The following is a 24,894-nucleotide window of genomic DNA, read 5'->3' as shown; positions in this document are numbered from 1 at the left end:
GCCCGGCGGGGGTTTTTTATGCCTGCCAGACTCTCATTCCCATGAATAACCTCACCCCTCGCCTTCTCGCCGCTGCGTTGACCGCACTGGCGCTGTCCAGCTGTGCGCTTGCGCCGGGACAGCACCTGCGTCGCAGCGACGTCGCCGTTGACCGCAAGAGCGGCGATGGTCAGCTGGAAATCGTCACCATCACACCGAAGCTGATCGCGCAGGAAAACGCCGCGCGGACGCAGAATTCACTGCCAGCTGCATTGTTCGATTACCAGCCGGCACCATACACCGTCGGCGCCGGCGACATTCTCTATGTCACCGTATGGGATCACCCGGAACTGACGGTGCCAGCCGGCCCCCAGCAGCAGGGCGCTCTGGCAGGGCGCCTTGTGCAGAGTGACGGCACGATGTTCTACCCATACATCGGCAAAGTCGCAGCCTCGGGCAAGACGCCGATGCAGCTCCGCGAGGAGATCAGCACCCGCTTGGCCAAGTACGTGGAATCACCCCAAGTGGACGTATCCGTCCTCACCTATGGCAGCCAGCGGGTCTGGGTGACAGGCGCTGCCCAGCGATCCTCGCCGATTGCTCTGGGCACCTCGCCGCTGACGCTGGCGGATGCGATCAGCCAATCCGGACTGGACAACCAGCAGGCCGACTTGTCGGGTATCCAGCTCAGCCGGGAGGGCGTCACCTACACGATCAACCTGGAAACCCTGGCCCGCGAGTTTGGCGGCCGCCAATTGCTCCTCAAGGATGGCGACTCCATCTTCGTGCCCTACCTTGATCGCAAAGAGATCTTCGTGGTGGGCGAAGTCAATCAGCCCGGCGCCTACAGCTTCCGCACCGGCGATGTCTCGCTGAACCAGGCACTCGGCCGTGCTCGCGGTCTGCTTCAACAGACCGCAAACGGTAACGCCGTGTATGTCATCCGCGGCAGCACGGACCTGCAACAGGAGCCCTCGATGGTCTATCAGCTGGAGGCGCGCTCGCCGACCGCGTTTGCCGCTGGTAGTCAGTTCCATCTGCAGCCAGGGGACGTGGTATTTGTCGGCGCAGCCGGCGTCAGCCGTTGGAATCGCTTCGTGAATCAGCTGCTGCCCTTCACCAATATCCTGTACAACGCGGCGCGTACCGGAACCGAAATCAAGGACAACTGACATGGCTCGCATGGATGCGGCCTGCCAATGCCCGGCACATCGCGCCCGTGGCGCGGTGTTGCCGGTCATCGTCGCCGCCCTGCTGTTCACCGGCTGCACCACCGGCAGCCGCTCCACAGTGGATACCTTCCGGCTGATCACCCATCGCCCGGCACAGGCGACCGCGGAAGGCGTGGCCAGCAACCGCTTCCCGCAGATGCAGGTGGACACACCTGACATCGTCGCCGTGGCAGTACTGGGCTACATCGATGCGGGCCGGCAGCAGTGGTTCGCAGGTACACACGCGGTGTTCGAGATGGACCACCACGGCCTGCTTCTGGGCGGCAGCGGTCTGGGACAGCAATGGCGTGCCCGCATCATCGGTCCGTCACCTTTTGATGACCTGAGGGGCGTGACCACGCCCGTGAGCGTGCAGCGCCGCTACGACTGGGTGCCCGCCTACCAGGTCGACGTCACCGTGACTGGCACCCTGAGCAGGGGTGCACTGGAGCAGGTGGACATCCTTGGTTCGCGCCGAACCCTGCAGCGGTTCGACGAACAGCTGCGGGGCGGTGGCATGAGTGGCCGCAATGTCTACTGGGCAGACCCAGCCACCGGCTTCATCTGGAAGAGCCGACAGCATCTGGCGCCCGGTCGCGTCGCAGAACTGACCCAGCTCAAACCCTATCGCACGGCCAAGGATTGAGCCATGACGTTCAGATTTTTCAGCGCGGCTATCCTCGCCGCGCTGCTGGCCACCAGTGCTACCCAGGCCGCGCAGATCCATATTGAGGGCGCCGCTGAAGCGACCGGGGTGTACGAGCTGAGCGCCGGCGCCCGCTTGGCCGAGGGCCTGCTGCTGGCCCGCCCAAGCGCCGACGCCTACCTGCTGGGGACAAGCCTCGAACGCCCGCAGGCCCTGCAGGCCCAGGTGCGGCTGCGCGCGGGGCTGCAGTATGGCGCCGGGCAGCTGGCAGAGTCTGCCGACGCACAGGTCGTGGCGCTCGCGCAGGCTCTGCAGACCTGGCTGGAGACACATCCCGCCACCGGCCGGACGCCCATCATCGGCTCCGCACGCCTGATCCAGGTGCAGCCCGCAAGCAACCCTGTACTAGCGACAGGCGACAGGCTGCGGTTCCCACTGCAGCCACGCACGATTACTGTCATGGGCGCAGTGGAGCAGGAATGCGAACTGCCGCACGTCCCGCAGCGCGACGCACGCGACTATCTGCGTGACTGTCATCCCAGCCCTCTTGCCGACCGCAACGACATCTACGTGATCCAACCCGACGGGCGAGTCCAGCAGCTGGGTATCGGCCTGTGGAACCGCGCAGATCCGCAGGCTGTCGCGCCAGGAGGTACGGTCTTCGTGCCCGTACGTGCCTCCCTCATCAAGCGTATCGACCCGCTGTTCAACAGCGATTTCGCCACGTTCATCGCCACCCAGCCCATCAATCCGTGATGACCCAGTCCTGCCTGCGGGCGCGCCCGGTGCGCCCCGCCCGTTTCGCACTGAGCGCGCTCGCCTTGTCGCTATCCTGCGCACTGCATGCCCAGGAGGCGCCGCCACCCACTGCCAACGAATGGGGCGGGATCGGCCTTCTGCAGACGCCTACCGCGCGCATGGCAAGCGACGGAGACCTGAGCTTCACTGCGTCGTACAACGCTCCGTATGCACGCTACAACCTGACCATGCAGCCATTCCCATGGCTGGAGGCATCATTCCGCTACATTAATGTCAACAACTTATTGTATGGGCCCAGCGTTGCCGGCGATCAGCATTACAAAGACAAGTCGATCGACTTCAAACTGCGCCTGTGGCAGGAATCACGCCTGCTGCCGGAACTTGCCTTTGGTGTGCGTGACCTGGGTGGTACCGGATTCTTTTCCAGCGAGTATCTGGTCGCCAACAAGAATTTCGGTCCGTTCGATGCTTCGATCGGACTCGCCACCGGCTACATTGGCAACCGAGGTGACTTCTCCAATCCACTCGGCGCCATCGATGATCGTTTCAAGGACCGCCGCTCCATCGCCAACAGTGACATCACCCAGGCCGGCAAGTTCGGCCTGAGCAACATGTTCAAGGGGCCGGTCGGTATCTTTGGCGGCATCACCTACCAGACACCGATGGATGAACTGCTGCTCAAAGTCGAATACGACGGCAACGACTACCGCCGTGAACCCCGCAACAACAACCTGCGCCAGCGCACACCCATCAACGTGGGCCTTGTCTATGTCCCCAGCCGTAATGTCGAGCTGACTGCTGCCTGGGAGCGCGGGGACGCGGCGATGTTCTCGCTCACCCTGCGTGGCAACCCGGGCAATACGCCTGCTGCACCGAAACCGTTCGACCCGCCACCGCAACGGATGCTGCCCGCGACCGCTGTCGCCGAGCAGCGCGCAGCCGTCACCAGCGGCGACGCCTCCGGTGCCGCACCCGTCACCAGCACCGACTGGGCCGCAGTCACCGCCGAACTGCAGCGCAATGCCGGCTTCCGCGTCGAACGCATTTCGCGCCGCGGCGACGAGCTGTATATCGACGGTTACCAGACCCGCTACCTGCATGCCGCCAAGGGCCTGGGCCGCGCCACGCGTATCCTTGCCAACGCGACCGGCGATGACTACGACTGGTTCACCCTGCGCACCACCCGCGTGGGCATGCCGATCGCCGATCTGTCGATCAACCGTGAAGCATTCGCCGGCTACCTGGATGGCACGGTCAGCGAAGACGTCCTGCGCCGGAGCACGGAACTGCAGGCATCCGACACGCGCGCGCGGGAGACGCTGTACAAGCCCAAGCGCACCCCCTTCGGCGGCGGCTTCAACGTCGGCTACCGGCAGAACCTGGGCGGCCCCGATGGCTTCATCCTTTACCAGATCGCAGCCAACTACACCGGCAGCCTGTTCCTGCGCGACAACATCTGGCTGACCGGCACCGTCAGCGCCGATGTCACCAACAACTACCACAAGTTCAAGTACAACGCGCCCAGCCGCCTGCCGCGCGTGCGCACCGACATCCGCCAGTACCTGACCACCTCCGACGTGATGCTGCCCAACCTGCAGGCCAATATCGCCGGACGGCTGGCACCGGACCTGTATGGCATTGCCTATGCCGGTTACCTGGAGTGGATGTATGCCGGCGTTGGCGGCGAGCTGCTGTATCGCCCAAGCGGCGAGCGCTGGGCGGTTGGTGCGAATCTCAACCGGGTGCAGCAGCGCGACTACGACCAGCACTGGGGTCTGCGCGACTACCGCGTCACCACCGGCCACGCCACGTTCTACTATGCCTTCGACGCCCGTGAACGCATCATCGGCTCGCTATCGGTCGGTCAGTACCTGGCTGGCGACAAGGGCGCCACTCTGGACCTGGCCCGCGTGTTCAACAATGGCGTGACCATGGGCGCCTATGCGACCAAGACGAATGTCTCGGCGCGCGACTTCGGTGAAGGCAGCTTCGACAAGGGAATCTACTTCAGCATTCCGCTCGACGGCTTCTTGCCGCGCTCCACGCGCGGCCGCGCAGCCTTCAACTGGAACCCGCTGATCCGCGACGGCGGCGCCATGCTCGGCCGCAAGTACGGCCTGTACGGTATGACCGGTGACCGCGACGAGCGCTTCTTCTACGACAACCTGCGCAACGTCGGCGAATGAAAAAAGCCGGGGGCCTGACGGCTCCCGGCTTTCTGCCTCCAGCGCACCTTCAGTAGGCGCCGGGCACTCAAAGGTAGCGGACCCAGCTCTTCACGCCTTCATCCATCAGCGTGTAGACGTGTTCGAATGCCGCCCGTTGCTGGCGATACGGATCGGGAATCTCGCGGTCGGACTGCCACTTGCCCAGCAGGAAAGTCTTGCCCGACGCCTCTGGCGCGATCTCGATGATGCGATGGACGTGCTTGCGCTCCATCACCAGCACCAGATCCGAGGCACCCAGGATGCTGCGGTCGATCTGCCGTGCACGATGGCTGCTGCCATCCAGGCCATGCTCGGTCAACAGCGCCTGCGCGGTCGCGTCCACGCCATGGTTGACCAGCGCCCCCAGGCCGGCCGAGGACACCGTGATGCCCTTGCCCCGCACTGCCTCACGCAGCATCACTTCAGCCGACGGACTACGGCAGATGTTGCCGACACATACAACCAGAATATTCTTGAACACGGACAACGGCTTCCATCAGTTCTTCGGTACATGAAACGCAGCGCCCGGCCGCTGCTGCAGATCGGGCGCTTCCACGCGGGCGCGGCCGGCATATCGCCAGCGACAGTCTCGGTGCCTAGTATGCCGATTTCTGGCCCAGCACCTTGAAAGCCGTCATCACAATGATGCGCACATCCAGCGTCGGACTCCAGCGCCGGATGTAATCGATGTCGTACTGGACCCGCTTCTTCATCGAGCGCAGCTCCGGAGTCTCACCACGCAATCCATTCACCTGCGCCCAACCGGTAATACCCGGCTTCACATAGTGACGATGCATATAGCGCTCGATCACACGCTCATAGTGGTTGTTGTGCTGGATAGCGTGCGGCCGCGGCCCCACAACCGACATGTTCCCACCCAGCACATTGAAGAATTGCGGCAGCTCATCCAGGCTGCTGCGGCGCAGGAAGGCGCCGAACCGGGTCACTCGCGGGTCACCGCGCGTCGCCTGGGTGATCTGACCCGCCCCCTCGGCATGCACGCGCATGGAGCGGAACTTGAGCATCCAGAATTCCTTGCCGCCAAGCCCATGACGCTTCTGGCGGAAGAAAACCGGCCCCGGCGAACTCAGTTTCACGCCAATGGCCAGCACGGCAAACAACGGCGCCAGCAGGATCACCGCCGCACCGGCAACCAGGATGTCCTCGACGCGCTTGAACAAGCGGAACCGATGATCCACCAATCCTTGGCGTACACCGATCATCGGTACATCACCCACCTGGTGCACACCAGGGTTGAGCACCCCAAGGCCAGTCGTATCAGGGATCAGACGTACAGGTACCGGGAATCGCTCGATCTGCTTGAGCATGTCCTTGATCGCGGATGCGTCCCCCATTGGCATCGAAACCCAGACCTGGTCGAACTCGCCGCGGTGCTGATCCATGTACTGCGGAACGTCTTCCAGCCGCCCCAGCCTGCACGGCGCGTCCCCGCCGCGACGGGTGGCGATATCGCCCGCACCGGCAAAGTAGCCGATGACGTCCTTCCCAAGCTCCGGCTTCCCACGCAGCAGGCGATGCAGCCTCAACGCGGGGGCCCTTAGCCCGACCAGCAGGATCCGCTCATGGTCCATCCCGCGCGAGCGCAGGCGATGCAACTGCACCCTCAGTAGCACTCGCAGCGCCGCCATCGATCCCAGGCCAAAGGCGTACCAGCCAACCAGCCATGTCGAAGGCACCACATCGGCAAGCCCGACCAGCACGACATAGAGCGAGAACAGCGCAAAGGTGGCAGACCAGGCCAGCAACAACAGCCAGAGATCCGCCAGAAGGCCACGGATCCGCCAGTTGCGGTACACCGGCGCCACAGAGAAGCAGACGATGGCACTGAGGATCACCGCGCCGAACACGATGCGCTGGGATGAATCAGGCGCACCTGTTCCGTACAGCAGAATGTGGGAAAGAACTGCCATGCCCGGCAGCAGCAGCATGTCGCCCAAGCGCAGCCCCAACTCCAGGGCAGCCCGGGCTTCGACGCGGCGGCGACCCACCCGGGCCCGCTCTGCGGAAAGATCTTCTACTGATCCATGTAGCAACGCACTTCTCCATTCTCGGCTCGACGGGACGCGGAATTGCCTGCATCCACGTGCATGGACTCCCCAGCCGGCACGGAATCATCGAGGTTGTGTCAATCAAATGTGGAGGAATTGTGAATGAAGATTGAGCCAAAAGATAGGAATTTCGACAGACTGCGGGCCCAAGTGAGCACCCCAGAATAGTCATACCTCACTGAAATCATTAATAAATCTTTATTTTTCAATTTGCATCGACATGAGTCATTTCACGTCAAAAAATGAACGCCATTGCGCACTTCATGTCGGTTTGCTGGCGCTCAACCCACCCCACGCCACCCCGCACCGCACCAAAGCCCAGCAACCTCCCTCTGCTACCATCGCCGGCTCTGTTCATCGCGTCCCCCACCTGCCCGCGATGGCGCCAAACAACGTAACGAAACACAGGAGTCTGCATGTCTTCCGAGCTGCTCAAGTCCCTTGGCCTGGACGCGATCAACGCTGGCACGTACCTGGGCAACGGGGAGTGGTCGAGCGCGACCAGTGGTGAGCTGATCACCCCGGTCAACCCGACCACCGGCGAGCCGATCGCACAGGTCCGCGCCACCACCGAGGCCGAGTACGAGACCGTCGTCGCCCGGGCCCAGGAAGCCTTCAAGATCTGGCGCACCACGCCGGCCCCGCGCCGCGGCGAAGCCGTGCGCCTGTGCGGCGAAGCACTGCGCAAGCACAAGGACGCCCTGGGTTCGCTGGTTGCCCTGGAAATGGGCAAAAGCAAGCCGGAAGGCGATGGCGAAGTGCAGGAGATGATCGACATCGCCGATTTCGCCGTGGGCCAGAGCCGCATGCTGTACGGCTACACCATGCATTCCGAGCGCCCCGGCCACCGCATGTACGAGCAGTACCACCCGCTGGGCCTGGTCGGCATCATCTCGGCCTTCAACTTCCCGGTCGCGGTGTGGAGCTGGAATTCGTTCCTGGCCGCCATCTGCGGCGACGTGTGCATCTGGAAGCCGTCCAACAAGACGCCGCTGACCGCCATCGCCTCGCTGAAGATCTGCAACGACGCCCTGCGCGAAGCCGGCTTCCCGGACATCTTCTTCCTGATCAACGATGCCGGCACTGCGCTGTCGGAAAAGATGGTCGATGACCGTCGCGTGCCGCTGATCAGCTTCACCGGCTCGACCCAGGTCGGCCGCACGGTCAACGAGAAGGTCGCGCGCCGCCTCGGCCGCTGCCTGCTGGAGCTGGGTGGCAACAACGCCATCATCCTGGACGAAACCGCCGACCTGAAGCTGGCCGTGCCGGGCATCGTGTTCGGTGCGGTCGGTACCGCCGGCCAGCGCTGCACCACCACTCGCCGCCTGATCGTGCACCGCTCGATCTACGCCGACGTGCTGGCCACGCTGGTCAAGGCCTACAAGCAGGTGGAAGGCAAGATCGGTGACCCGACCGATGCCGCCAACCTGATGGGCCCGCTGAACAGCGATGGCGCCGTGCAGCAGTTCCTCGATGCCATCGCCCAGGCCAAGTCCGCCGGCGGCACCATCGAAACCGGTGGTACCCGCATCGACCGCGCAGGCAACTTCGTGCTGCCGGCGATTGTCTCCGGCCTGAAGAACAGCGACGCCGTGGTCCAGCACGAGACCTTCGCGCCGATCCTGTATGTGATGCCATACGACAGCATCGACGAAGCCATCGATATGCAGAACGGCGTGCCGCAGGGCCTGTCGTCCTCGATCTTCACCCAGAACCTGAAGACCGCCGAGAAGTTCCTGTCGGCCGCCGGCAGCGACTGCGGCATCGCCAACATCAACATCGGCACGTCCGGTGCGGAGATCGGCGGCGCCTTCGGTGGCGAGAAGGACACCGGCGGTGGCCGCGAGTCCGGCTCGGATGCGTGGAAGGTCTACATGCGTCGCCAGACCAACACCATCAACTATTCGGATTCGCTGCCGCTGGCGCAGGGCATCAAGTTCGATCTGTGATGGCAAACGACGCGGACACGTCTGTGGGTCAGAGCCCCTCCGGGGATCTGACCCCAGCGAAGGGTCGGCCCCCCGCAGGGGCCCCGACCCTCGATTTCACCGGCCGCCGCGTGTTGATTGCCGGCGGCAGCAAGGGCATTGGCCGTGAAATGGCGCTGGCGTTTGCCGGCGCCGGTGCGCAGGTCTCGGTCTGCGCGCGCGGCCAGGCCGGCCTGGATGCCCTGCGTGCCGATGCACGGGCACAGGGCGTCGAGTTGCACACGCTTCCTGCCGATCTGGCCGATCCCGGCCAGATCCAGGCCTGGCTGCAGGCCGCCGCCGATGCACTCGGTGGCATCGACGTGCTGGTCAACAACGCCACTGGCTACGGCATGGCCGACGATGAGGACGGCTGGGCCGCCAGCCTGCAGATCGACCTGATGGTGGCCGTGCGTGCCTCGCGCATGGCCCTGCCCTGGCTACGCGCATCCAGCGACGCCTGCATTCTCAACCTGTCGTCGATTGCCGCGCAGCAGCCGCGCCCCGGTGGCGCCCCCTACGCCGCCGCCAAGGCCGCGCTTTCGCACTACACCACTTCGCAGGCCCTTGCGTTGGCCAAGGACAGGATCCGGGTCAATGCCATCGCACCGGGCTCGATCGAGTTCGATGACGGCCTCTGGGACCGCCGCCGCACCGAAGACCCGGCCCTGTACCACGGCACCTTGGCGAAGATCCCTTTCGGCCGCTTCGGCCACCCGCGCGAGATCGCCGATGCCGCCCTGTTCCTGTGCTCGCCGCTGGCGCGCTGGGTCACCGGCAGCGTGCTCAACGTGGACGGCGGCCAGGTGTTGATGGGCTGACACCGGCACTCCGGTAGCTGCCAACCTTGGTTGGCATGCCTTTCGTCGACCAAGGTCGACGCCTACCCTGGCTGAAATGCCCTTCGTCGACCAAGGTCGACGCCTGCCATCGCATCCGCCGGGCATGGGATTGCCAGGGCAGAGGCACTATCATGTGCGTACTGCCAAGGAGGACCCCGATGAGCGTGGCACCCCGACAGACAAGCGCCCTGGCCGTGGTCAGCCTGGTCATGGGCATCGCCAGCTGGACCGTCCTGCCCTTCGTGGCCAGCATCGTGGCCATCATCACCGGCCACATGGCCCGCGCCGAGATCCGCCGCCGCCCCCATGAACTGGAAGGCGATGGCTTGGCCGTCACCGGACTGGTGCTGGGCTGGGTGATGGTCGGCGCAGTGATCGCCGCCATCCTGGTCTTCATCCTGTTCTTCGGCGGCCTGGCCTGGCTCGCTGCGATGTCGAACTGACTGCCATGACCGCCTCCGACAGCACTGAACGCTTCAGCAGCCGCGTCGCAGATTACGTCCGCTATCGACCCGATTACCCGCCGGCCCTGCTGGACTGGCTGCACGGTCCGATGGGCGTCAGCCACGAGGCTCTGGTCGCCGATATCGGCGCCGGCACCGGCATCTCCAGCCGTCAGTTTCTGGCCAGCGGTCATCCCGTTGTTGCGGTTGAGCCCAACGCCGCCATGCGTGGCGCGGCCGAGGAATGGCTGGCGCCGCAGTATCCGGACTTTTCCGCAGTCGACGGCCGCGCAGAAGCCACCGGACTGGCCGACGCCAGCATTGATCTGGTCAGCGTCGCGCAGGCCTTCCATTGGTTCGATGCCGTGGCGGTGTGCGCCGAATGGCAGCGAATCCTGCGCCCCGGTGGCCTGGCACTGATCTACTGGAACTCGCGCCTTCTCGATGCCAGCCCGTTCCTGGTCGGCTACGAACAGCTGCTGCTGGACTACGGCACCGACTACTCCGCTGTGGCCGAGCGCTACCAGGATGACGCCACCATGCTGGCCTGGTTCGGCGCAGGCCTGCGCGGCATGGTGGAGTTGCCCAACGTGCAGCACCTGGACTTCGACGCTCTGCGCGGGCGCCTGCTGTCCTCCTCCTATGCCCCCCAATCCGGTCATCCGCGCCACGCGCCGATGATCGACGCTTTGCAGGACCTGTTCGCCGCCCATGCGGTCGACGGCCAGGTTGCTTTTGAATATCGAACCCGAGCCTTCCTCGGCACGCTGGACTGAACCGACGCATGTATTCGCTTGCCCGCCCCTTCCTGTTCTCGCTAGACGCCGAGCGCGCCCACGGCCTTGGCCTGTCCGCATTGGACCTGGCCTATCGCACCGGCACCACGCCGCTGCTGGCCGCACGCATCGCGCCGATGCCCAGCACGGTGTTCGGGCTGACCTTCCCCAATCCGGTCGGCCTGGCCGCCGGCCTGGACAAGAACGGCGAGCACATCGACGCACTGTTCGCATTGGGCTTCGGCTTCGTCGAGATCGGCACCATCACCCCGCGCCCGCAGGCGGGCAACCCGCAGCCACGGCTGTTCCGCCTGCCCGCACACAACGCGATCATCAACCGCATGGGCTTCAACAATGCGGGCGTGGATGCGCTGGTGCGCAACGTCGAGCGCGTGCGCAACCGTCGCGGCATGCTCGGCATCAACATCGGCAAGAACAAGGACACCCCCAACGAACAGGCCGCAGATGACTACATCGCCTGCCTGGACAAGGTGTACCCGCTGGCCGACTACATCACCGTCAACATTTCCTCGCCGAACACCGCCGGCCTGCGCGAACTGCAGGAAGAAACCTCGCTGCGCCAGCTGGTCAGCCAGCTGCGTGAGCGCCAGGAAAGCCTGGCCGCCCGGCATGGCCGCCGCGTGCCGATGCTGGTGAAGGTTGCACCGGACCTCAGCGAGCGCGACATCGACGCCGCCGCACGCGTGCTGGGCGAACTGCAGGTAGACGGCGTGATCGCCACCAACACCACCGTCGACCACAGCAAGGTGGCCGGCGACCCGCTGGCCAACGAAGCCGGTGGCCTGTCCGGTGCGCCGGTGCTGGAGCAGTCCACGCTGGTGCTGCGCCGCCTGCGCGCGCGCCTGCCCGAATCGGTGCCGCTGATCGGCGTCGGCGGCATCCTGTCCGGTGCCGATGCGGTGGCCAAGATGGCTGCTGGTGCGGCGCTGGTGCAGTGTTACAGCGGCTTGATCTTCCGCGGCCCGTCGCTGGTATCGGAGTGCGTGGAGGCGATCCGTCGCCGCCGCGAAGCGCCGAGCCGCGGCGCGGTGGCCCCGCTGTGAGCGCGCCCATGGATACCGTCGACGGCAATGCCCCGCTGCGCTGGACGCTCACCCGCAACGCGCCGCTGCAGGCACTGAACACCTTCCACGTGCAGGCCAGCGCAGCCCAGCTGCTGGAACTGCACGATGCCGCACTGCTGCCGGAAGTGCTGGCGCTGCCCGACGTGGCCAGCGGCCCGCTGCTGGTGCTGGGTGCCGGCAGCAACGTGCTGATCGCCGAAGACCTCCCCGGCACCGTACTGGTGTTCGGCAACCGCGACATCAGCTTCCTCGAACACCGCGCCGATCATGCGGTGATCCGCGCCGGCGCCGGCGTGCCCTGGCATGGCCTGGTGATGTGGTCGCTGCAGGAAGGCCTGTCCGGGCTGGAAAACCTGGCCCTGATTCCCGGTACGGCTGGTGCCGCGCCGATCCAGAACATCGGCGCCTACGGCGCGCAGGTTGGCGAGTTCATCCAGGCGGTCGAAGCCTGGGATTGCGAGGAGCAGGCCTGGGTGCGGCTGGACAATGAACAATGCGCTTTCGCCTACCGCGACAGCGTGTTCAAGCAGCAACCGGATCGCTACCTGATCACCGCCATCGAACTTAAGCTGCCGCTGCTGCACGATCTGCGCATGGACTACGCCGGCATCCGCGAGGAACTGCAGGCGCAGGGCGTGGAATTGCCGAGCGCGGTGGACGTGGCCAATGCGGTGATCGCGATCCGCCGCCGCAAGCTGCCCGACCCGGATGTGCTCGGCAATGCCGGCAGCTTCTTCAAGAACCCGGTGCTGCCGCTGGAACAGGTCGACGTGCTACTGCAGCACTTCCCCGAGCTGCCGGTGTTCCCGTCCGATCAGGACGGCAAGCGCAAGGTCTCGGCGGCATGGATGATCGAGTCCTGCGGCTGGAAGGGCTTCCGCGAAGGCGATGCCGGCGTGGCGCCGAGCCACGCGCTGGTGCTGGTCAACCACGGCAACGCCACCGGCGCTGAGCTGCTGGCGCTGGCGCGTCGCATCTCGGCCTCGGTGCTGGAGAAGTTCGGCGTGCCGATCGAACCGGAGCCCCGCCTGCTCGGCGCACAGTGGTGAACAGCCCCGCCCTCTCCCCCAGCGCCACCCCGATGCGGGCGGCGCTGCTGATGCTCGGCAGCACGATGGCATTCGGCCTGATGGCGGTGGCAATCCGCTATGCCACCCGTTACGTGCCAACCCAGGAAGTGGCGTTCTTCCGCAATGCCTTCGGCCTGCTGGCGCTGCTGCCGATGCTGCTGCGGCCGGGTCACGCACCGCTGAAGACCCAGCAGCTGCCGCGCTATTTCGTGCGCAGTGCGATCGGCTTGGGTTCGATGCTGTGCGCATTCTGGGCCCTGGGCCATCTGCCGTTGGCGCAGGCGGTCTCGCTCTCCTACTCCACACCGTTGTTCGTCACCATCGCCGCCGTGCTGTGGCTGGGCGAGACCGTGCGTGTGCGCCGCTGGGCCGCGGTGGTGGTCGGCTTCATCGGTGTGCTGGTGATCGTCCGCCCCGGTACGGCGGGCTTCACTGCGGGCAGCCTGGTGGCGGTGGGTGCGGCCGTGCTCAGTTCGCTGGTGGCGATCCAGATCAAGCAGCTGACCCGCGTCGACAGCGCCGACACCGTGGTGCTCTATACCTACGTGTTCTGGGTGCCGCTGTCGCTGATCCCGGCAGTGTTCGTCTGGGTCTGGCCGACCGGCTTCGCCTGGCTGTGGCTGCTGGCAACCGGCGTGCTCGGCACCATCGGCCAGCTGCTGTGGACACGTGCGCTGCGCCTGGGCGAAGTCTCGGCGCTGACGCCGATCAGCTTCCTGCAGCTGCCGCTGGTGACGCTGTGCGGCTGGTTGCTGTTCAACGAAACCGTGGACCGCTGGACGATCATCGGCGCCGGCATCATCCTCGCCGCCAACGCCTACATCGCCCACCGCGAAGCCGTGCTGTCGCGCCGCGCAGCGAGCGCAGCGGCCTCGTCAGCAGCCAAGCCCGCCGAATGAAAACCGCCTCGATGGACAAGCCCTTGGTAGAGTCGACCGTTAGTCGACTGCTTTCCGTTCGGATCCTGCAAAACCCGCGCTGCGCGCGATAGTCGACTCTACCCGGGCGATCCCGGCAACGGCCCAGAACCTAATCTAACGCGCTATACACCCGCTCCGCAGCATCGAACACATTGCCCGGCGCGAACTGCTCACCCAGGTAGTGCAGCGACTGCCGGCGCAGCTGCGGCGAGCGCTCCTCACCGTCGCTGCCCAGCAGCACCTGCTGGAACTCGATCAGGTCCTGCAGGATGCGCCAGTGCCGGTACCACGCGATCCAGCGCGGATCCCCAAGGTCGCCGCCATAACCCTCCGCGAAATCGAGCGGATTCTCGCGACCCCAGCGACCGCCCACGGCGCCACCGATGAACATCAGGTCGCGCTCGCGCGGCGCCAGTGACAGGCCATCCCAGTCGATCAGATGCAGGCCGCCGTCGTTGCCCATCAGCAGATTGCCGGCATGCAGGTCGGTGTGGCACAGATGCAGGTCGACCGGCTCATCCTTCAATGCAGCGCGCAGCTCCAGCGCATGCGCATGCAGTGCCGCGATGCGCGCATGCTGCTGATCCCAGACCGAAGCGAATGCGCGCCCCAGCCCATCCTTCGCCACCGCCAGCCCTTCACCGGCCAACCATTGCCCCACCGTCTCCAGCGCCGCGGTTTCCAGCCGTACGATCGGCAATGCCTGCTGCAACTCCGGAGGCAGCCGCGCACCGTGCAGGCGTCGCAACACCTCCCCCAGCCGCCGCCACTGCGTGCGGCTCAGCGCCGCCTCGAAGCCGGACTGGCCTTCGATATAGGGGAACAGGGTGAACTGCAGGCCCCAGCGCTGCACCGACGCGCCACCGGTCAGCGCCGGCCATGGCGCGACGATTTCGTCTATGCCGAGGGTGCCGCGCAGCCAATGCAGGCTGTCCCAGACCGAGGGATCAACCTGGTAGTTCCGGCATTTCAGCCACCATTGCCCGTGCCGCGCATCGATGCGATACACGCTGGCATTGGCGTCGGCGCCCACCGGGCGCGGCACCACCGCAGTGGCCGTGATGCCATAGGATTGCTGAAGGACTTCGCCGAGATGCTGCGCCGAAGCGAATGACATGGATGCAAGCGGAAAGTATTGCCTGCCGCCACTATCGCAGATGACTTCGCTGCGACACAGACATGTCCGTCACAACATCGTGCGGCGCGACCAAAGGACTAGCCTGCAATACGGCGCATCACCGCCTCCAGCGGACCGCGCGCGAACTGCCATGACCACAGCCACGCCGCAGCAGTCGCGAGCATCAGGAACAGCAGTGCCCACAGCAGTACCGAGGCCAACGACGCGCTGCCGCCCAGGAGGCCCAGGCTTTCCAGCGTGCCCATGCCCAGCAGGATGTGGCCGACATACAGGGTCAAGGTCATGCGTCCGGCCGCCGTGAAAGGCTCCAGCCAGTCACCCGGGTGCACCCGCGTGAGCCACAGGCAGGCGGCAATCACACTGCAGGCCGCGCCCGCCCCGGTCAGCACATAGGCAGGACCCGGCGGCATCGGCTGCGTTCCCAACCACGCCTGCCACGGCGTTCCCTGGGCCAGATGCTGCACACCATGGCCCGCGCTGGTCAGCAGCAGGCCCAGCACCAGCAGCGCGCGCTGGACCCTCGGCTGCGACAGTTGCAGGCGTGCCAGCAGCATCCCCAGCAGGAAGAAGCACAGCCACGGCAGCAGCGGATGGAAGCCATTGAACAGCAGGTTGCGGACCGCGCCCGGCCATTGCCACAGACCGGCGTATTCCAGCGTCTGCCAGTTCCATCCCTGACTGTAATCCCAGTGCAGCAACGCCCAGAACGAACAGGCCGCCAGGCCCACGATGCTGCCCAGCAACACCCGCGGCGAGGCGCGCAGCCACACCACGGCCAACGCGAAATACACCGCGTAGTAGTGCAGGATATCGGCCGGGAACAGGGTCAGGTTGAGCAGGCCCAGCGCCAGCAGGAACGCAGCACGCCGCCAGGTCTGCATGCTGGCCTGCCACCAGGGCTGCCGCTGCGTTGCCAGCACCAGGCCAAGACCGGCCAGGGTGACGAACGTCGCCGAGGCCTTGCCTTCCAGCAGATGGAAGAAGCCTGCCAACCAGCTCGTACCCTCTGCAGGCACGGCCATCGCCAGGCGGAAGTTGACCAGCACCATGCCGGCCAGTGCGAGGTAACGCGCCAGGTCCAGCCCGTGCAGTCGCCGGTCCACGGCGCTCATGCACGCGCCCCCAGCAGCAGCGCGAGCAGGCCAAGATCCAGCGATGCATCGTCGGTGCCATTGGCTTCGCCCAGCCCCCGACGCAGTGCATCGCTTTCGATCGCATCCAACAGCACCTGCGCCTGCAGCGCCGGGGCCAGCGCGGGTCGCCGCCGCTCGCGCTGCGCAACACGCTGCAGGGCATCGCCCAGCGCCTGCTGCAGCTGCCTGCGGTTGGTCGCAAAGGCCTCGGCCACGGCAGGGTTGCGTGCACTCTCGGCCAGCACCTCGACCGCAAGCGTTGCCCATTCCGGCTGCCGGCACAGTGCGTGGAAGTCCTGAAGGAAAACCAGCACCTGTGCGCGCTCGCCATCGGACGCGGCCAGGCGCTGCAGCATCGGAGCCAGCTCTTCGCTCTCGGCCACCGCTACCGCAAGGATGATCGCCTCCTTGCCCGGGAAGTAGTTGTAGAGATTGCCCAGGCTGACCCCGGCCGCCTGCGCGATGTCGCGCATGCTGGTCTGGTGGAACCCCTTGGCGAGGAAGCACTGCAGGGCGGCCTGCAGGATCAGGGTCACGCGCTGCTCATTGCGGTCGATTCGGCTCATGCCTCAAATAGTGAACGAACGTTCGTCCATTTTAAAGATGGCAACCTGACCACCATCGGGCTTCGTTCAGCCAGCCTTGACCTCAACCGCTGTTGAGGCCCGATGCTGCCTGCCCTGCCCAACGCTCGACCCGGAGTTCCTGCATGCCACGGATGATCGCCACTCTGCTCGACAGCCGCGTTCTGTGGTTCCTCGCCCGCCTGCTGTTGGCCGTGGTGTTCCTGTCCTCGGGGCTTGCCAAGCTGCTGGCATGGGACAACAGCGTGGCGGAGATGCAGGCAGCCGGGCTGCAACCCCCTGCGCTGTTCAACATTGCCAGTGCGGTGGTGCTGCTAGGCGGCGCGCTGTGCCTGCTGTTCGATCGCCTGCTCTGGCTAGGCAGTGGCGCGCTGGCGGTGTTCATGCTGTTGACCATCGCCATCGTGCACACCTTCTGGAGCAAGCACGGCGCCGAACAGCAGCTGGCCATGTTCTTCGCGCTGGAGCACCTGAGCGTGGTCGGCGGCCTGATCTGCGCCGCCATTGCCAGTCACGCGCGGACTCAGAAGAACTCATCCAGCAACCGGTAGAAGGCCAGCCGCCGTTCGTCGGCTACCGCACCATAGCGCTGCAACAGCGGCGCTACCCAGCGCGTATCACCGAAATTGTGGACAAGGCTGCGCGCGGCCAGCGCAAGGTCCTGATAGCGGTCGGCCACACCCAGCCGGCCACAATCGATGAAACCACTGAAGCGGCCCTCGGCCACCATCAGGTTGGGCAGGCAGGCATCACCGTGGCTGACCACCAGATCTTCATGCGCGGGCTGGCTGGCGAGCAGCTCGGCAACGACCTGCTGCGCACTCTGCCCCAGGCGCTCATCATCGAAATCATCGGCATCGACCAGGCCCGCTTCGACGCGCGCCACCGCGGCCTGCACACGCGACGCCAGCCGCTGGTCGAACGGGCAGGCCGCCACCGGCAAGGCATGCAGCCCGCGCAGCGCGTCGGCCAGCACCTCCACCAGCTGCTGCGGGGCGAGTTCCGGCGAGGACGCCAGATCACGGCCCGGCAACGCGCTCATCAGCAACCAGCGCCGGCCCGCGTCCTCGGCGGTGGCGATCACCGTCGGCGCCGGCTGGCCCTGCGCCTGCAGCCAACGCAGGCGGGCGATCTCATGACCCAGCTCACTGAAGGCATCGATCACTTCCGATTTCAGGAAGGCATCGGCCTGCCCCGGTCGATGCACGCGAGCGACGTCCGCACGCGAAACCCCGATCGACTGCCGCTCGATGCGCGCGCCGGCCAGCGCTTCGCGCCACGTCGATGGCAACGGCATGCCGTCGCTGCTTGCGGGTGTTGCCTGCATGCCGGGGTGCTCCAGTTGCCGGTGACCCCATGGATTCTCGCTCATTCCGCGCCGACCGCCGCCAACAGCGCGGCCGCAAGATACAGGCCCAGACCGAACACACTGTGTGCGACCAGGCTGCGCAGGCGGGCCTTGCCCGGCGCAGGCGTCTTCGATGCCGCGATGCCCGCGCCCATGCACGGCTGCAGGATGAAGAAGGGCGCGGCCACACTGAGAATGCCGAACAGCAGTGCGGGCAGCACGGTAGGGGCACGCAGCCAATCTGTGCCGACCACCGCCAGCAGCAGCCCAGCGAAGATCACCCCGATCAGGTAATGCGCGGTCCAGCCCAGCGCGCGTTCACCGTCGACCACCGCCGAGCGGCCGATGCCATCGTGGCGGAAGCGCCCGCGCGGCAGGTGGCCCAGCCAGCGCCCCACCATCGCGAAATCCAACGAGGGAATGCCAAGCAGGCGCCGTTGCAGCAGCGCCCACAGATCCATCACTGCGGTCGCTCCCACACCGATCAATACCGCATCCACTGCCCATGTCGCCAGCCCGCTCATATCGCACACCTTCAATTATTTGCTTGAATGATAGAGAGATGCTAGCGTGAGCCGCATGAACACCGCAACCGATCCGCCACCGTCGCCGCTGGAAGCACTGGCCGAGATCGCCCGCACCCTCGGCCATGCTCATCGCCTGGCCCTGCTGGAACACATCGCCCAGGGTGAACGCGCGGTGGAACGGCTGGCCGAACTGACGGGGCTGTCGGTAGCCAATACCTCCCAGCATCTGCAGCAGCTGCGCCGCGCTGGCCTGGTACAGACCCGTCGCGACGGCAAGCGCATCCTCTACCGCAGTGGTGATGGCCCGCTGGGCAACCTGATTGCCGCGCTGCGCGACTACGCCGACCACCAGCGCAGCGAAATGCACGATGTGATTGCCGACAGCGTGCTGCGCCGCGATGCATTGGATGGGCTGACGGTGGAACAGCTGCTGCAGCAACGAGACAGTGTGGTGCTGCTGGATGTGCGGCCACAGGAAGAATTCTCGCTGGGGCACCTGCCCGGCGCGCTGAACATTCCCGTTACGGAATTGCGTGCACGGATGGATGAACTACCGCGTGCCGTCCACATTGTGGCCTATTGCCGCGGGCCCTACTGCGTGCTTTCCAACGATGCGGTGGCGATGCTGCGCGAGGCCGGACTGACCGCGCAGCGGCTCGCCGCCGGTTACCCCGAATGGAAAGCCGCGGGCCTGCAGGTCGATCTGCCCCAGCACTGAGTGAGTTGCGTGTCATGGATGATGTGTTCTCCCCGTTGATCGACAGCTGCTGGCGGCGCCTGTTCGCGGGCGAAGGCGTCCTGCAGGATGGCCCAGCGCTGCACATTGCCTGCAGCGACGAGCTCGATGAGGGCGAGGACGGCATGCTGCTGCAGCCGGTTTCCGGCCCTGCGCGCGCACTGCTGCGCCCTGCGCTGGCTGAACGCCTGCAACTGCAGGCACGCGCACACTGGACCCTGGAACATCTGCAACAGCGCCTGGTCGACATCGGCCAGCGCACGCATGGCGCAGACCGCATTTTCTATTTCCCTGCCGCATCCCTGGCGGCATTGGCCGAACACCCTGCTCCACCCCACATCCGCCGTCTCGGCCCGGCCGACGCAGCCGCGTTCGACGTGTTCCAGGCCAGCGGCAGCGAGGAGGATCTCGATGCGGCCTGGGTCGAACTCGATCACTGGCAGGTATTCGGCGCCTTCGCTGGCGAGCGGCTGGTTGCTGCGGGAAGCATGTACCCCTGGAGCCTGGATCCAGCCCTGGCCGACATGGGCGTGCTGACCCTGCCCGAGGCCCGCGGCCGCGGGCACGCGCGCCAGCTGGTACACGCCATGGCCGTGTCCGCGCAGGCGGCCGGGCTGCAGCCTCAGTACCGTTGCCAGCTCGACAACACCGCCTCGATCATTACCGCCGAGCGCAGCGGCCTGCGTGCGTTCGCCGATTGGGACACCCTTCTGGCGGCCGACTGAGGCCGCCGCAGTACAACAAGGAAGCAACATGAAATTGATGGTCATCGGCGCCAGCAGGGGCCTGGGGCGCGCGTTCGTGGAAGGCTTGTGCGGCCCGGGTGACACCGTCATCGGTGTCTCGCGCACCCGCCCCCGCGACATCGCCTGCCCCGAAGGCGTCACCCTGCAATGGATCGAAGCAGACCTGTCCCAGCCGACCGGGGCGGCCGACCACATCGCAGCGCAGGCACCGGCCGATATCGATGTACTGATGCACAACCTGGGCATCTGGGAAGACAAGGCCTTCAGCGACGCGTACGACTTCCTCGATGAAAGCGATGCCGCGCTCACGCAGCTGGTCGACGTCAACATCAGTGCGACCCTGGTGCTGCTGCAGCGGCTGTTGCCACGCGTGCTGACCTCGCCGCGCCCGCAGTTGGTGCTGACCGGCTCGACCTCGGCACTGCCGCGCAGCGGCCGCCCGGAAGTGGCGTTCGGTGCGTCCAAGTTCGCACTCAATGGCATCGCCGATGCGCTGCGCGAAGGCTTCCGCGATCGCTACCTGGCGGTGACCAGCCTGCAACTGGGCTACCTAAACACCGACGATGCACTGTCGGTGCCGGTTGCAGAGGCCGCAGCCCGCGGCGACGGCGCACTGGTGCCGGTGCATGACGTCGTCGCGATGGTGCGCGCGTTGCTGCAGTTGTCACCGTCCGGCTTCGTGCGCGAACTGGTGCTGCCGGCCATCGCCGACCCGCGCTACTGACCGTAGAGACCTTGGTCGGGACCCATGGTGGCCGCGTACGCGCCTGTGGTTTAACCTGCTCGCACTGGCCGTCGGTCACAGGCGGGAACCTGCTATGGATGCGCTATCACGGGTCTCGGCCCAGGTCCTGGACAGCGCCCTGCCCAGCCTGCCGTTGTACCTGCTGCAGGCCACGGCGGTGATCGGCATGATCGGCGTACTGCTGATCGCCACCCGCCGCTCCGGCCACGCCATTGAAGGCCGCCGCCTGTATGTAGGCGTAGCACTCGGCCTGATCTACCTGTTCAACGCCTGGTTCGTCGCCGGCTACACCCAGGGCGTGGTCAAGCTCAATCTCGGCTTCGACGTCCTGCTGATCAGTGGCCTGCTCGGTGGCTGGCGCGGCGGTCTGGCCTGCCTGGCCGCCAGCCTGCTGGCCCGTTACCAGTTCTCGGGCACCCAGTTCTTCCTTCCCGCAAGCATCGAAGCCACCCTGCAGATGATGGCCGGCATCTGGCTGCGCACGCGCCTGCACCCACGCATGCTCGGCGAGCTGTCAGCGCGCATGATCCTGCAGGCGTGGGGCGTGCGCATCGCAGTGACGGCGCTGGGGCTGGCGCTGGGCGTGGCCATCATCGGGGCCGCGCAGCTGCCGGTTGCCGAGCTGGCGATCCAGCGCGTACTGGCGCTGCCGGTGTCGCTGCTGGTGCTCGGCGCAGTGTTCGCGCTGGTCTACAACGATGCACAGATCGATGCACAGCGGCAGCGTGAGCAGGCCTGGCTGCGCATCGACCCGATCAGTGGCCTGCCCAACATGCGCGCGCTCGGCGAGCGGCTGAAGCACTACTGGCGTGACAATGATGGCGTCGGCAAGGCCTGCCTGGTGGTGGCCGAGATGGGCAACCTGCGCGACCTTCGCCTGCGCTATGGGCCGCTGCAGGACAGCGGCCTGTGGCGGCACGACAGCACCGACGAAGTGCATCAGCTGCTGCCCTCGCTACCGGCGCACCAACTGGAGATCTACCAGTTCGGCGACGCGGCGTTGGCGATCTTGGTGCCTGACACCTCGCTGCCCGAGCTGCGCACGCAGGCACAGATCACCGACCTGGCACGCAACCTGGCTGATCTGGTCGGCCGCGACTGGCCGGGTTTCCGCCCACTGTTCCGCTGTGCGGTGGTCGAGCTGAAGCCACCGGCCACTGCCGACGATGGCCATCTACCATTCCGCGCGATCACCCTGGCGCTGAGTGCGATCGAGTCGGGCGTGGTGTTTTTCGATGATCCGGTCCAGCGCGACAGCGAGATCGACGCGTTGATCGAGCGCGCGCTCGAGCACTGGCTGCAGCATGGCGACGCGCCGCTGTGCTACCAGCCCAAGCATCGCCTGCGGGACCGGCAGCTGGTCGGCGCCGAGGCACTGCTACGCATGCGTGACGGCGAGGACCGGCTGATCGCACCGATGCGGGTGATCTCGTTGCTGCGTCGGCACGGCCGGCTGGCCGATCTGGAATGGGCGACGCTGCAGTCAGCCATCCATTTCCTGCAGCGCTGCCATCAGGAAGGCAGCAAGCTGACGATCGCGGTCAATGTTTCCGCCGAGTCCCTGCGCCTGCCCGACTTCGGCCTGCGCCTGCAGGAGCTGCTGCAGTTGCACGACGTGCCGGGGTTGATGCTGCGCCTGGAAATCGTCGAATGGACCGAGATCGTCGAGCGCGATGTGGTCGACGCCAACATCGCGCAGCTGCTGGCCGCCGAGGTGACACTGTCACTGGACGATTTCGGCGCGGGCTACTCGACCCTGATCCTGCTCTCACAGCTGGCCATTGCCGAGGTCAAGATCGAGCAGGCGCTGATCGCCACGCTGCCCGATGCAAAGTCACAGTCCATTGTCCGCTTCATCGTCGAAGTCGCGCATCGCTGCGGCGCCATCGTGGTGGCCGAGGGCACTGAGACCCTTGCCCAGGAGCAGCAGCTGCGCGCCCTGGGCGTGGATGTCGGGCAGGGTTATCTGTACTCCGCAGCGCTACCGGCGGATGAGTTCCGCCGTTTCGCTGCCAGCTAGATCGCGTAGAAACCCAGGAACATCGCCACCGCCGATTCGGCCACGCGTGCGCGCTCCTGTTCGTTCAACGGCGCCTGCCCCATAGTCACCTGCGGCCAGAACGCAAAGCTTTTCACCAGGCCGTGCAGCTGGTGGCCAGCAAACTCCGGATCGACCTTGCGCAGCCGCCCATCGGCGATGGCCGCACGGATCCAGGCACTCTCGCCACTCTCCTTCTCGCCCATGCGGCAAACGATCGCCTGCGCCCGTTCCGGTGAATGGATGATCTCGGCCATCGCCACCCGCGCCAGGTCGATGAAGTTGGCATCGCTGAGCAGTTCCAGCTTCTGGCCCAGCAGCTGCAGCAACTGTGCCTGCAGTGACTGATCGGTGCGATACGGCAAAGCGTCGCTGGCCACGCTGCGCTCCCACAGCTCCTCCAGGATCATCGAGAACAACGCTTCCTTGCTCGGGAAGTGGTTGTAGACGGTGCGCTTGGAGACCCCGGCCACCTCGGCGATGCGATCCATGCTGGTCGCCTCGTAGCCGGCCGCGCGGAACTCCTCCACCGCCGCCCGCACGATGGCTTCGCGTTTGCGGTCGGTCAGGCGTTGCGGGGCACGGGGCATGGCGGAAACCAGATAACTGAACGGATGTGCACATTTTACACCCGAGAGTGTACTTTTGAAAAACACGAAACTACACTGTGCAGTGTACCCAGCGGACGTCACCCATGAAGCGCCTGCTCCTTGTCCTTTTGCTTGGAATCCTCGCCGTGACCGCCTACACCTTCTGCAAGTCCTGGTCCCTCCCCGACTTCCCCGATTCGCCGCAGTACCGCGATGGCAGGTTCCGCAATGCCCTGCCGCGTCCGGCAATGGGCCTGCGCGATGGCGCGGAGATCTGGTGGACCTTCCTGTTCAACAAGCCCAAGGGCACCGTGCCGGCGCACCCCATTCCGGTGCAGCCGCTGGACCGCGCAACCCTGGACGCCGCACCTGATCGCAGCCTGTTCCGGCTTGGGCATTCCACGATCCTGCTGAAGCTGCGCGGGCAGTACTGGCTGACCGACCCGGTGTTCTCCGAGCGCGCCTCGCCGGTGCAATGGATGGGCCCGGCCCGCTTCCACGCGCCGCCGATCAGCATCGACGAACTGCCGCCGATCGCCGGCGTGATCCTCTCGCACAATCACTACGACCACCTGGACCACGCCGCGGTGATGCAGCTGGCCGGCAAGACCACGCGCTTCATCGCCCCGCTTGGCGTGGGCGACCAGTTGATTGCGTGGGGCGTGGACGCCAGCAAGGTGGAACAGCTGGACTGGTGGCAGTCGACCGAAGCCAGCGGCCTGCGCCTGACCGCCACCCCGGGCCAGCACTTCTCCGGCCGTGGGCTGGGCGACAGCGACCGCAGCCTGTGGGCTTCGTGGGTGATCCAGGACGGCGACTTCCGCATCTACTTCAGCGGCGACACCGGCTATTTCGATGGCTTCAAGACCATCGGCGAGAAGTACGGCCCGTTCGACCTGACCATGATCGAGACCGGCGCCTACGACTCGCGCTGGGCGTTCGTGCACATGCAGCCCGAACAGACGTTGCAGGCGCACCTGGACCTGCGGGGCAAGTGGCTGCTGCCGATCCACAACGGCACCTTCGACCTGGCCCTGCACGCCTGGCAGCAGCCGTTCGAGCGCATCACCGCCTTGGCCGCCGCAAAGAACGTGCCGGTGGCCACGCCGATGATGGGCGAAGCACTGGACATGCAGGCGCCCGAAGCGGGCACGCGCTGGTGGGAGATGGTGGAGCTGTAACGGGGTAACTCGACGCAATGCATCCCACGGCTCTACACCGGAAAGCAGACCGCGGTGGCACCGGCCACGCCCAGCAGCGTTGCAGTGCGTCATGTAACCGATTACACGCCCTGCTAGCGTAGCGCCTGCCCGATTCCGGCCGCACCTGCGAGGC

The 24,894-nt window shown here is 65.9% G+C and carries 25 protein-coding genes; 17 read left to right on the top strand and 8 right to left on the bottom strand.

Annotated features, from left to right (window positions below):
- Positions 1-41: 41 nt before the first annotated feature.
- Genes AC13GA_RS17630 through AC13GA_RS17615 form a run of 4 tightly spaced genes read left to right on the top strand, consistent with a single transcriptional unit; the run spans position 42 to position 4,781 of the window.
- Positions 42-1,151 (top strand): polysaccharide biosynthesis/export family protein, encoded by a 1,110-nt coding sequence (locus AC13GA_RS17630; protein ID WP_295380956.1) that lies wholly within the window; start codon positions 42-44, stop codon positions 1,149-1,151.
- Position 1,152: 1 nt separating this feature from the next.
- Positions 1,153-1,836 (top strand): YjbF family lipoprotein, encoded by a 684-nt coding sequence (locus AC13GA_RS17625; RefSeq protein WP_482998656.1) that lies wholly within the window; start codon positions 1,153-1,155, stop codon positions 1,834-1,836.
- Between the two features lie 3 nt (positions 1,837-1,839).
- Positions 1,840-2,592: a capsule biosynthesis GfcC family protein gene (locus tag AC13GA_RS17620; RefSeq protein WP_482998655.1), complete on the top strand. Its 753-nt coding sequence runs from the start codon at positions 1,840-1,842 to the stop codon at positions 2,590-2,592.
- A complete protein-coding gene (locus AC13GA_RS17615) occupies positions 2,592-4,781 on the top strand; it encodes a YjbH domain-containing protein (RefSeq protein WP_482998654.1) in 2,190 nt (729 codons plus the stop codon). Before AC13GA_RS17620 ends, AC13GA_RS17615 begins: the two co-directional genes overlap by 1 nt.
- A 67-nt stretch (positions 4,782-4,848) precedes the next feature.
- Here the strand turns inward: AC13GA_RS17615 and AC13GA_RS17610 are convergent, their stop codons facing one another.
- Together AC13GA_RS17610 and AC13GA_RS17605 are read right to left on the bottom strand one after the other, a co-directional pair.
- A complete protein-coding gene (locus tag AC13GA_RS17610) occupies positions 4,849-5,283 on the bottom strand; it encodes a low molecular weight protein-tyrosine-phosphatase (RefSeq protein WP_136638723.1) in 435 nt (144 codons plus the stop codon).
- A gap of 115 nt (positions 5,284-5,398) precedes the next feature.
- Entirely contained in the window at positions 5,399-6,751 is a 1,353-nt protein-coding gene (locus AC13GA_RS17605) for an undecaprenyl-phosphate glucose phosphotransferase (protein WP_482998681.1), read from the bottom strand.
- A gap of 536 nt (positions 6,752-7,287) precedes the next feature.
- Here AC13GA_RS17605 and amaB point away from each other — a divergent pair.
- The 7 genes from amaB to AC13GA_RS17570 all read left to right on the top strand — a co-directional run bounded on the left by amaB (position 7,288) and on the right by AC13GA_RS17570 (position 13,953).
- Positions 7,288-8,820, top strand: a complete 1,533-nt coding sequence (amaB, locus tag AC13GA_RS17600) for an L-piperidine-6-carboxylate dehydrogenase (protein WP_208043679.1) — start codon at positions 7,288-7,290, stop codon at positions 8,818-8,820.
- Positions 8,820-9,659, top strand: coding sequence for an SDR family NAD(P)-dependent oxidoreductase (locus tag AC13GA_RS17595; RefSeq protein WP_482998653.1), 840 nt, complete (start codon positions 8,820-8,822; stop codon positions 9,657-9,659). The genes amaB and AC13GA_RS17595 overlap by 1 nt, the downstream gene beginning before the upstream one ends.
- A 179-nt stretch (positions 9,660-9,838) precedes the next feature.
- The gene (locus AC13GA_RS17590; protein ID WP_010484694.1) at positions 9,839-10,123 is read left to right on the top strand and encodes a DUF4190 domain-containing protein; all 285 of its coding nucleotides are present in this window, start codon (positions 9,839-9,841) and stop codon (positions 10,121-10,123) included.
- A 5-nt stretch (positions 10,124-10,128) separates the two neighbouring features.
- Entirely contained in the window at positions 10,129-10,899 is a 771-nt protein-coding gene (locus AC13GA_RS17585) for a class I SAM-dependent methyltransferase (RefSeq protein WP_482998652.1), read from the top strand.
- A gap of 8 nt (positions 10,900-10,907) precedes the next feature.
- Positions 10,908-11,963, top strand: a complete 1,056-nt coding sequence (locus AC13GA_RS17580) for a quinone-dependent dihydroorotate dehydrogenase (RefSeq protein WP_253078257.1) — start codon at positions 10,908-10,910, stop codon at positions 11,961-11,963.
- Between the two features lie 8 nt (positions 11,964-11,971).
- On the top strand, positions 11,972-13,033 hold the full coding sequence (gene murB, locus AC13GA_RS17575) for a UDP-N-acetylmuramate dehydrogenase (RefSeq protein ID WP_482998651.1): 1,062 nt from the start codon (positions 11,972-11,974) through the stop codon (positions 13,031-13,033).
- A 32-nt stretch (positions 13,034-13,065) separates the two neighbouring features.
- Positions 13,066-13,953, top strand: coding sequence for a DMT family transporter (locus AC13GA_RS17570; protein WP_253078320.1), 888 nt, complete (start codon positions 13,066-13,068; stop codon positions 13,951-13,953).
- A gap of 130 nt (positions 13,954-14,083) precedes the next feature.
- Here the strand turns inward: AC13GA_RS17570 and AC13GA_RS17565 are convergent, their stop codons facing one another.
- The 3 genes from AC13GA_RS17565 to AC13GA_RS17555 all read right to left on the bottom strand — a co-directional run bounded on the left by AC13GA_RS17565 (position 14,084) and on the right by AC13GA_RS17555 (position 16,811).
- A complete protein-coding gene (locus AC13GA_RS17565) occupies positions 14,084-15,091 on the bottom strand; it encodes a phosphotransferase (protein ID WP_482998650.1) in 1,008 nt (335 codons plus the stop codon).
- 98 nt (positions 15,092-15,189) lie between these two features.
- Positions 15,190-16,224, bottom strand: a complete 1,035-nt coding sequence (locus AC13GA_RS17560) for a DUF418 domain-containing protein (protein ID WP_482998649.1) — start codon at positions 16,222-16,224, stop codon at positions 15,190-15,192.
- On the bottom strand, positions 16,221-16,811 hold the full coding sequence (locus AC13GA_RS17555; RefSeq protein ID WP_482998648.1) for a TetR/AcrR family transcriptional regulator: 591 nt from the start codon (positions 16,809-16,811) through the stop codon (positions 16,221-16,223). Before AC13GA_RS17555 ends, AC13GA_RS17560 begins: the two co-directional genes overlap by 4 nt.
- 143 nt (positions 16,812-16,954) lie before the next feature.
- Here AC13GA_RS17555 and AC13GA_RS17550 point away from each other — a divergent pair, with 143 nt between their 5' ends.
- The gene (locus tag AC13GA_RS17550; RefSeq protein ID WP_482998647.1) at positions 16,955-17,380 is read left to right on the top strand and encodes a DoxX family protein; all 426 of its coding nucleotides are present in this window, start codon (positions 16,955-16,957) and stop codon (positions 17,378-17,380) included.
- Here the strand turns inward: AC13GA_RS17550 and AC13GA_RS17545 are convergent.
- Together AC13GA_RS17545 and AC13GA_RS17540 are read right to left on the bottom strand one after the other, a co-directional pair.
- Entirely contained in the window at positions 17,353-18,156 is an 804-nt protein-coding gene (locus AC13GA_RS17545; protein ID WP_482998646.1) for an APH(3')-II family aminoglycoside O-phosphotransferase, read from the bottom strand. The two genes, AC13GA_RS17550 and AC13GA_RS17545, sit on opposite strands and share 28 nt — an antisense overlap.
- A 41-nt stretch (positions 18,157-18,197) precedes the next feature.
- Positions 18,198-18,701, bottom strand: a complete 504-nt coding sequence (locus AC13GA_RS17540) for a DUF2938 domain-containing protein (protein ID WP_482998645.1) — start codon at positions 18,699-18,701, stop codon at positions 18,198-18,200.
- Positions 18,702-18,756: 55 nt separating this feature from the next.
- Between AC13GA_RS17540 and AC13GA_RS17535 the strand changes: the two genes are divergently transcribed.
- The 4 genes from AC13GA_RS17535 to AC13GA_RS17520 all read left to right on the top strand — a co-directional run bounded on the left by AC13GA_RS17535 (position 18,757) and on the right by AC13GA_RS17520 (position 22,951).
- The gene (locus tag AC13GA_RS17535) at positions 18,757-19,422 is read left to right on the top strand and encodes an ArsR/SmtB family transcription factor (protein ID WP_482998644.1); all 666 of its coding nucleotides are present in this window, start codon (positions 18,757-18,759) and stop codon (positions 19,420-19,422) included.
- Between the two features lie 14 nt (positions 19,423-19,436).
- Complete coding sequence (locus AC13GA_RS17530; RefSeq protein WP_295380987.1) at positions 19,437-20,165, top strand: GNAT family N-acetyltransferase; 729 nt, start codon at positions 19,437-19,439, stop codon at positions 20,163-20,165.
- A 28-nt stretch (positions 20,166-20,193) separates the two neighbouring features.
- Entirely contained in the window at positions 20,194-20,910 is a 717-nt protein-coding gene (locus AC13GA_RS17525; RefSeq protein WP_482998643.1) for an SDR family NAD(P)-dependent oxidoreductase, read from the top strand.
- Positions 20,911-21,004: 94 nt separating this feature from the next.
- Positions 21,005-22,951: an EAL domain-containing protein gene (locus AC13GA_RS17520; RefSeq protein ID WP_482998642.1), complete on the top strand. Its 1,947-nt coding sequence runs from the start codon at positions 21,005-21,007 to the stop codon at positions 22,949-22,951.
- Here the strand turns inward: AC13GA_RS17520 and AC13GA_RS17515 are convergent.
- A complete protein-coding gene (locus tag AC13GA_RS17515) occupies positions 22,948-23,559 on the bottom strand; it encodes a TetR/AcrR family transcriptional regulator (protein WP_337303024.1) in 612 nt (203 codons plus the stop codon). The two genes, AC13GA_RS17520 and AC13GA_RS17515, sit on opposite strands and share 4 nt — an antisense overlap.
- A 104-nt stretch (positions 23,560-23,663) precedes the next feature.
- Here AC13GA_RS17515 and AC13GA_RS17510 point away from each other — a divergent pair, with 104 nt between their 5' ends.
- Positions 23,664-24,740, top strand: coding sequence for an MBL fold metallo-hydrolase (locus AC13GA_RS17510; RefSeq protein ID WP_482998641.1), 1,077 nt, complete (start codon positions 23,664-23,666; stop codon positions 24,738-24,740).
- Positions 24,741-24,894: the final 154 nt, after the last annotated feature.

The sequence above is a fragment of the Stenotrophomonas sp. 22DLJC03 genome (genome assembly GCF_056861405.1).
This window is presented reverse-complemented; position numbering and strand designations above follow the sequence as displayed.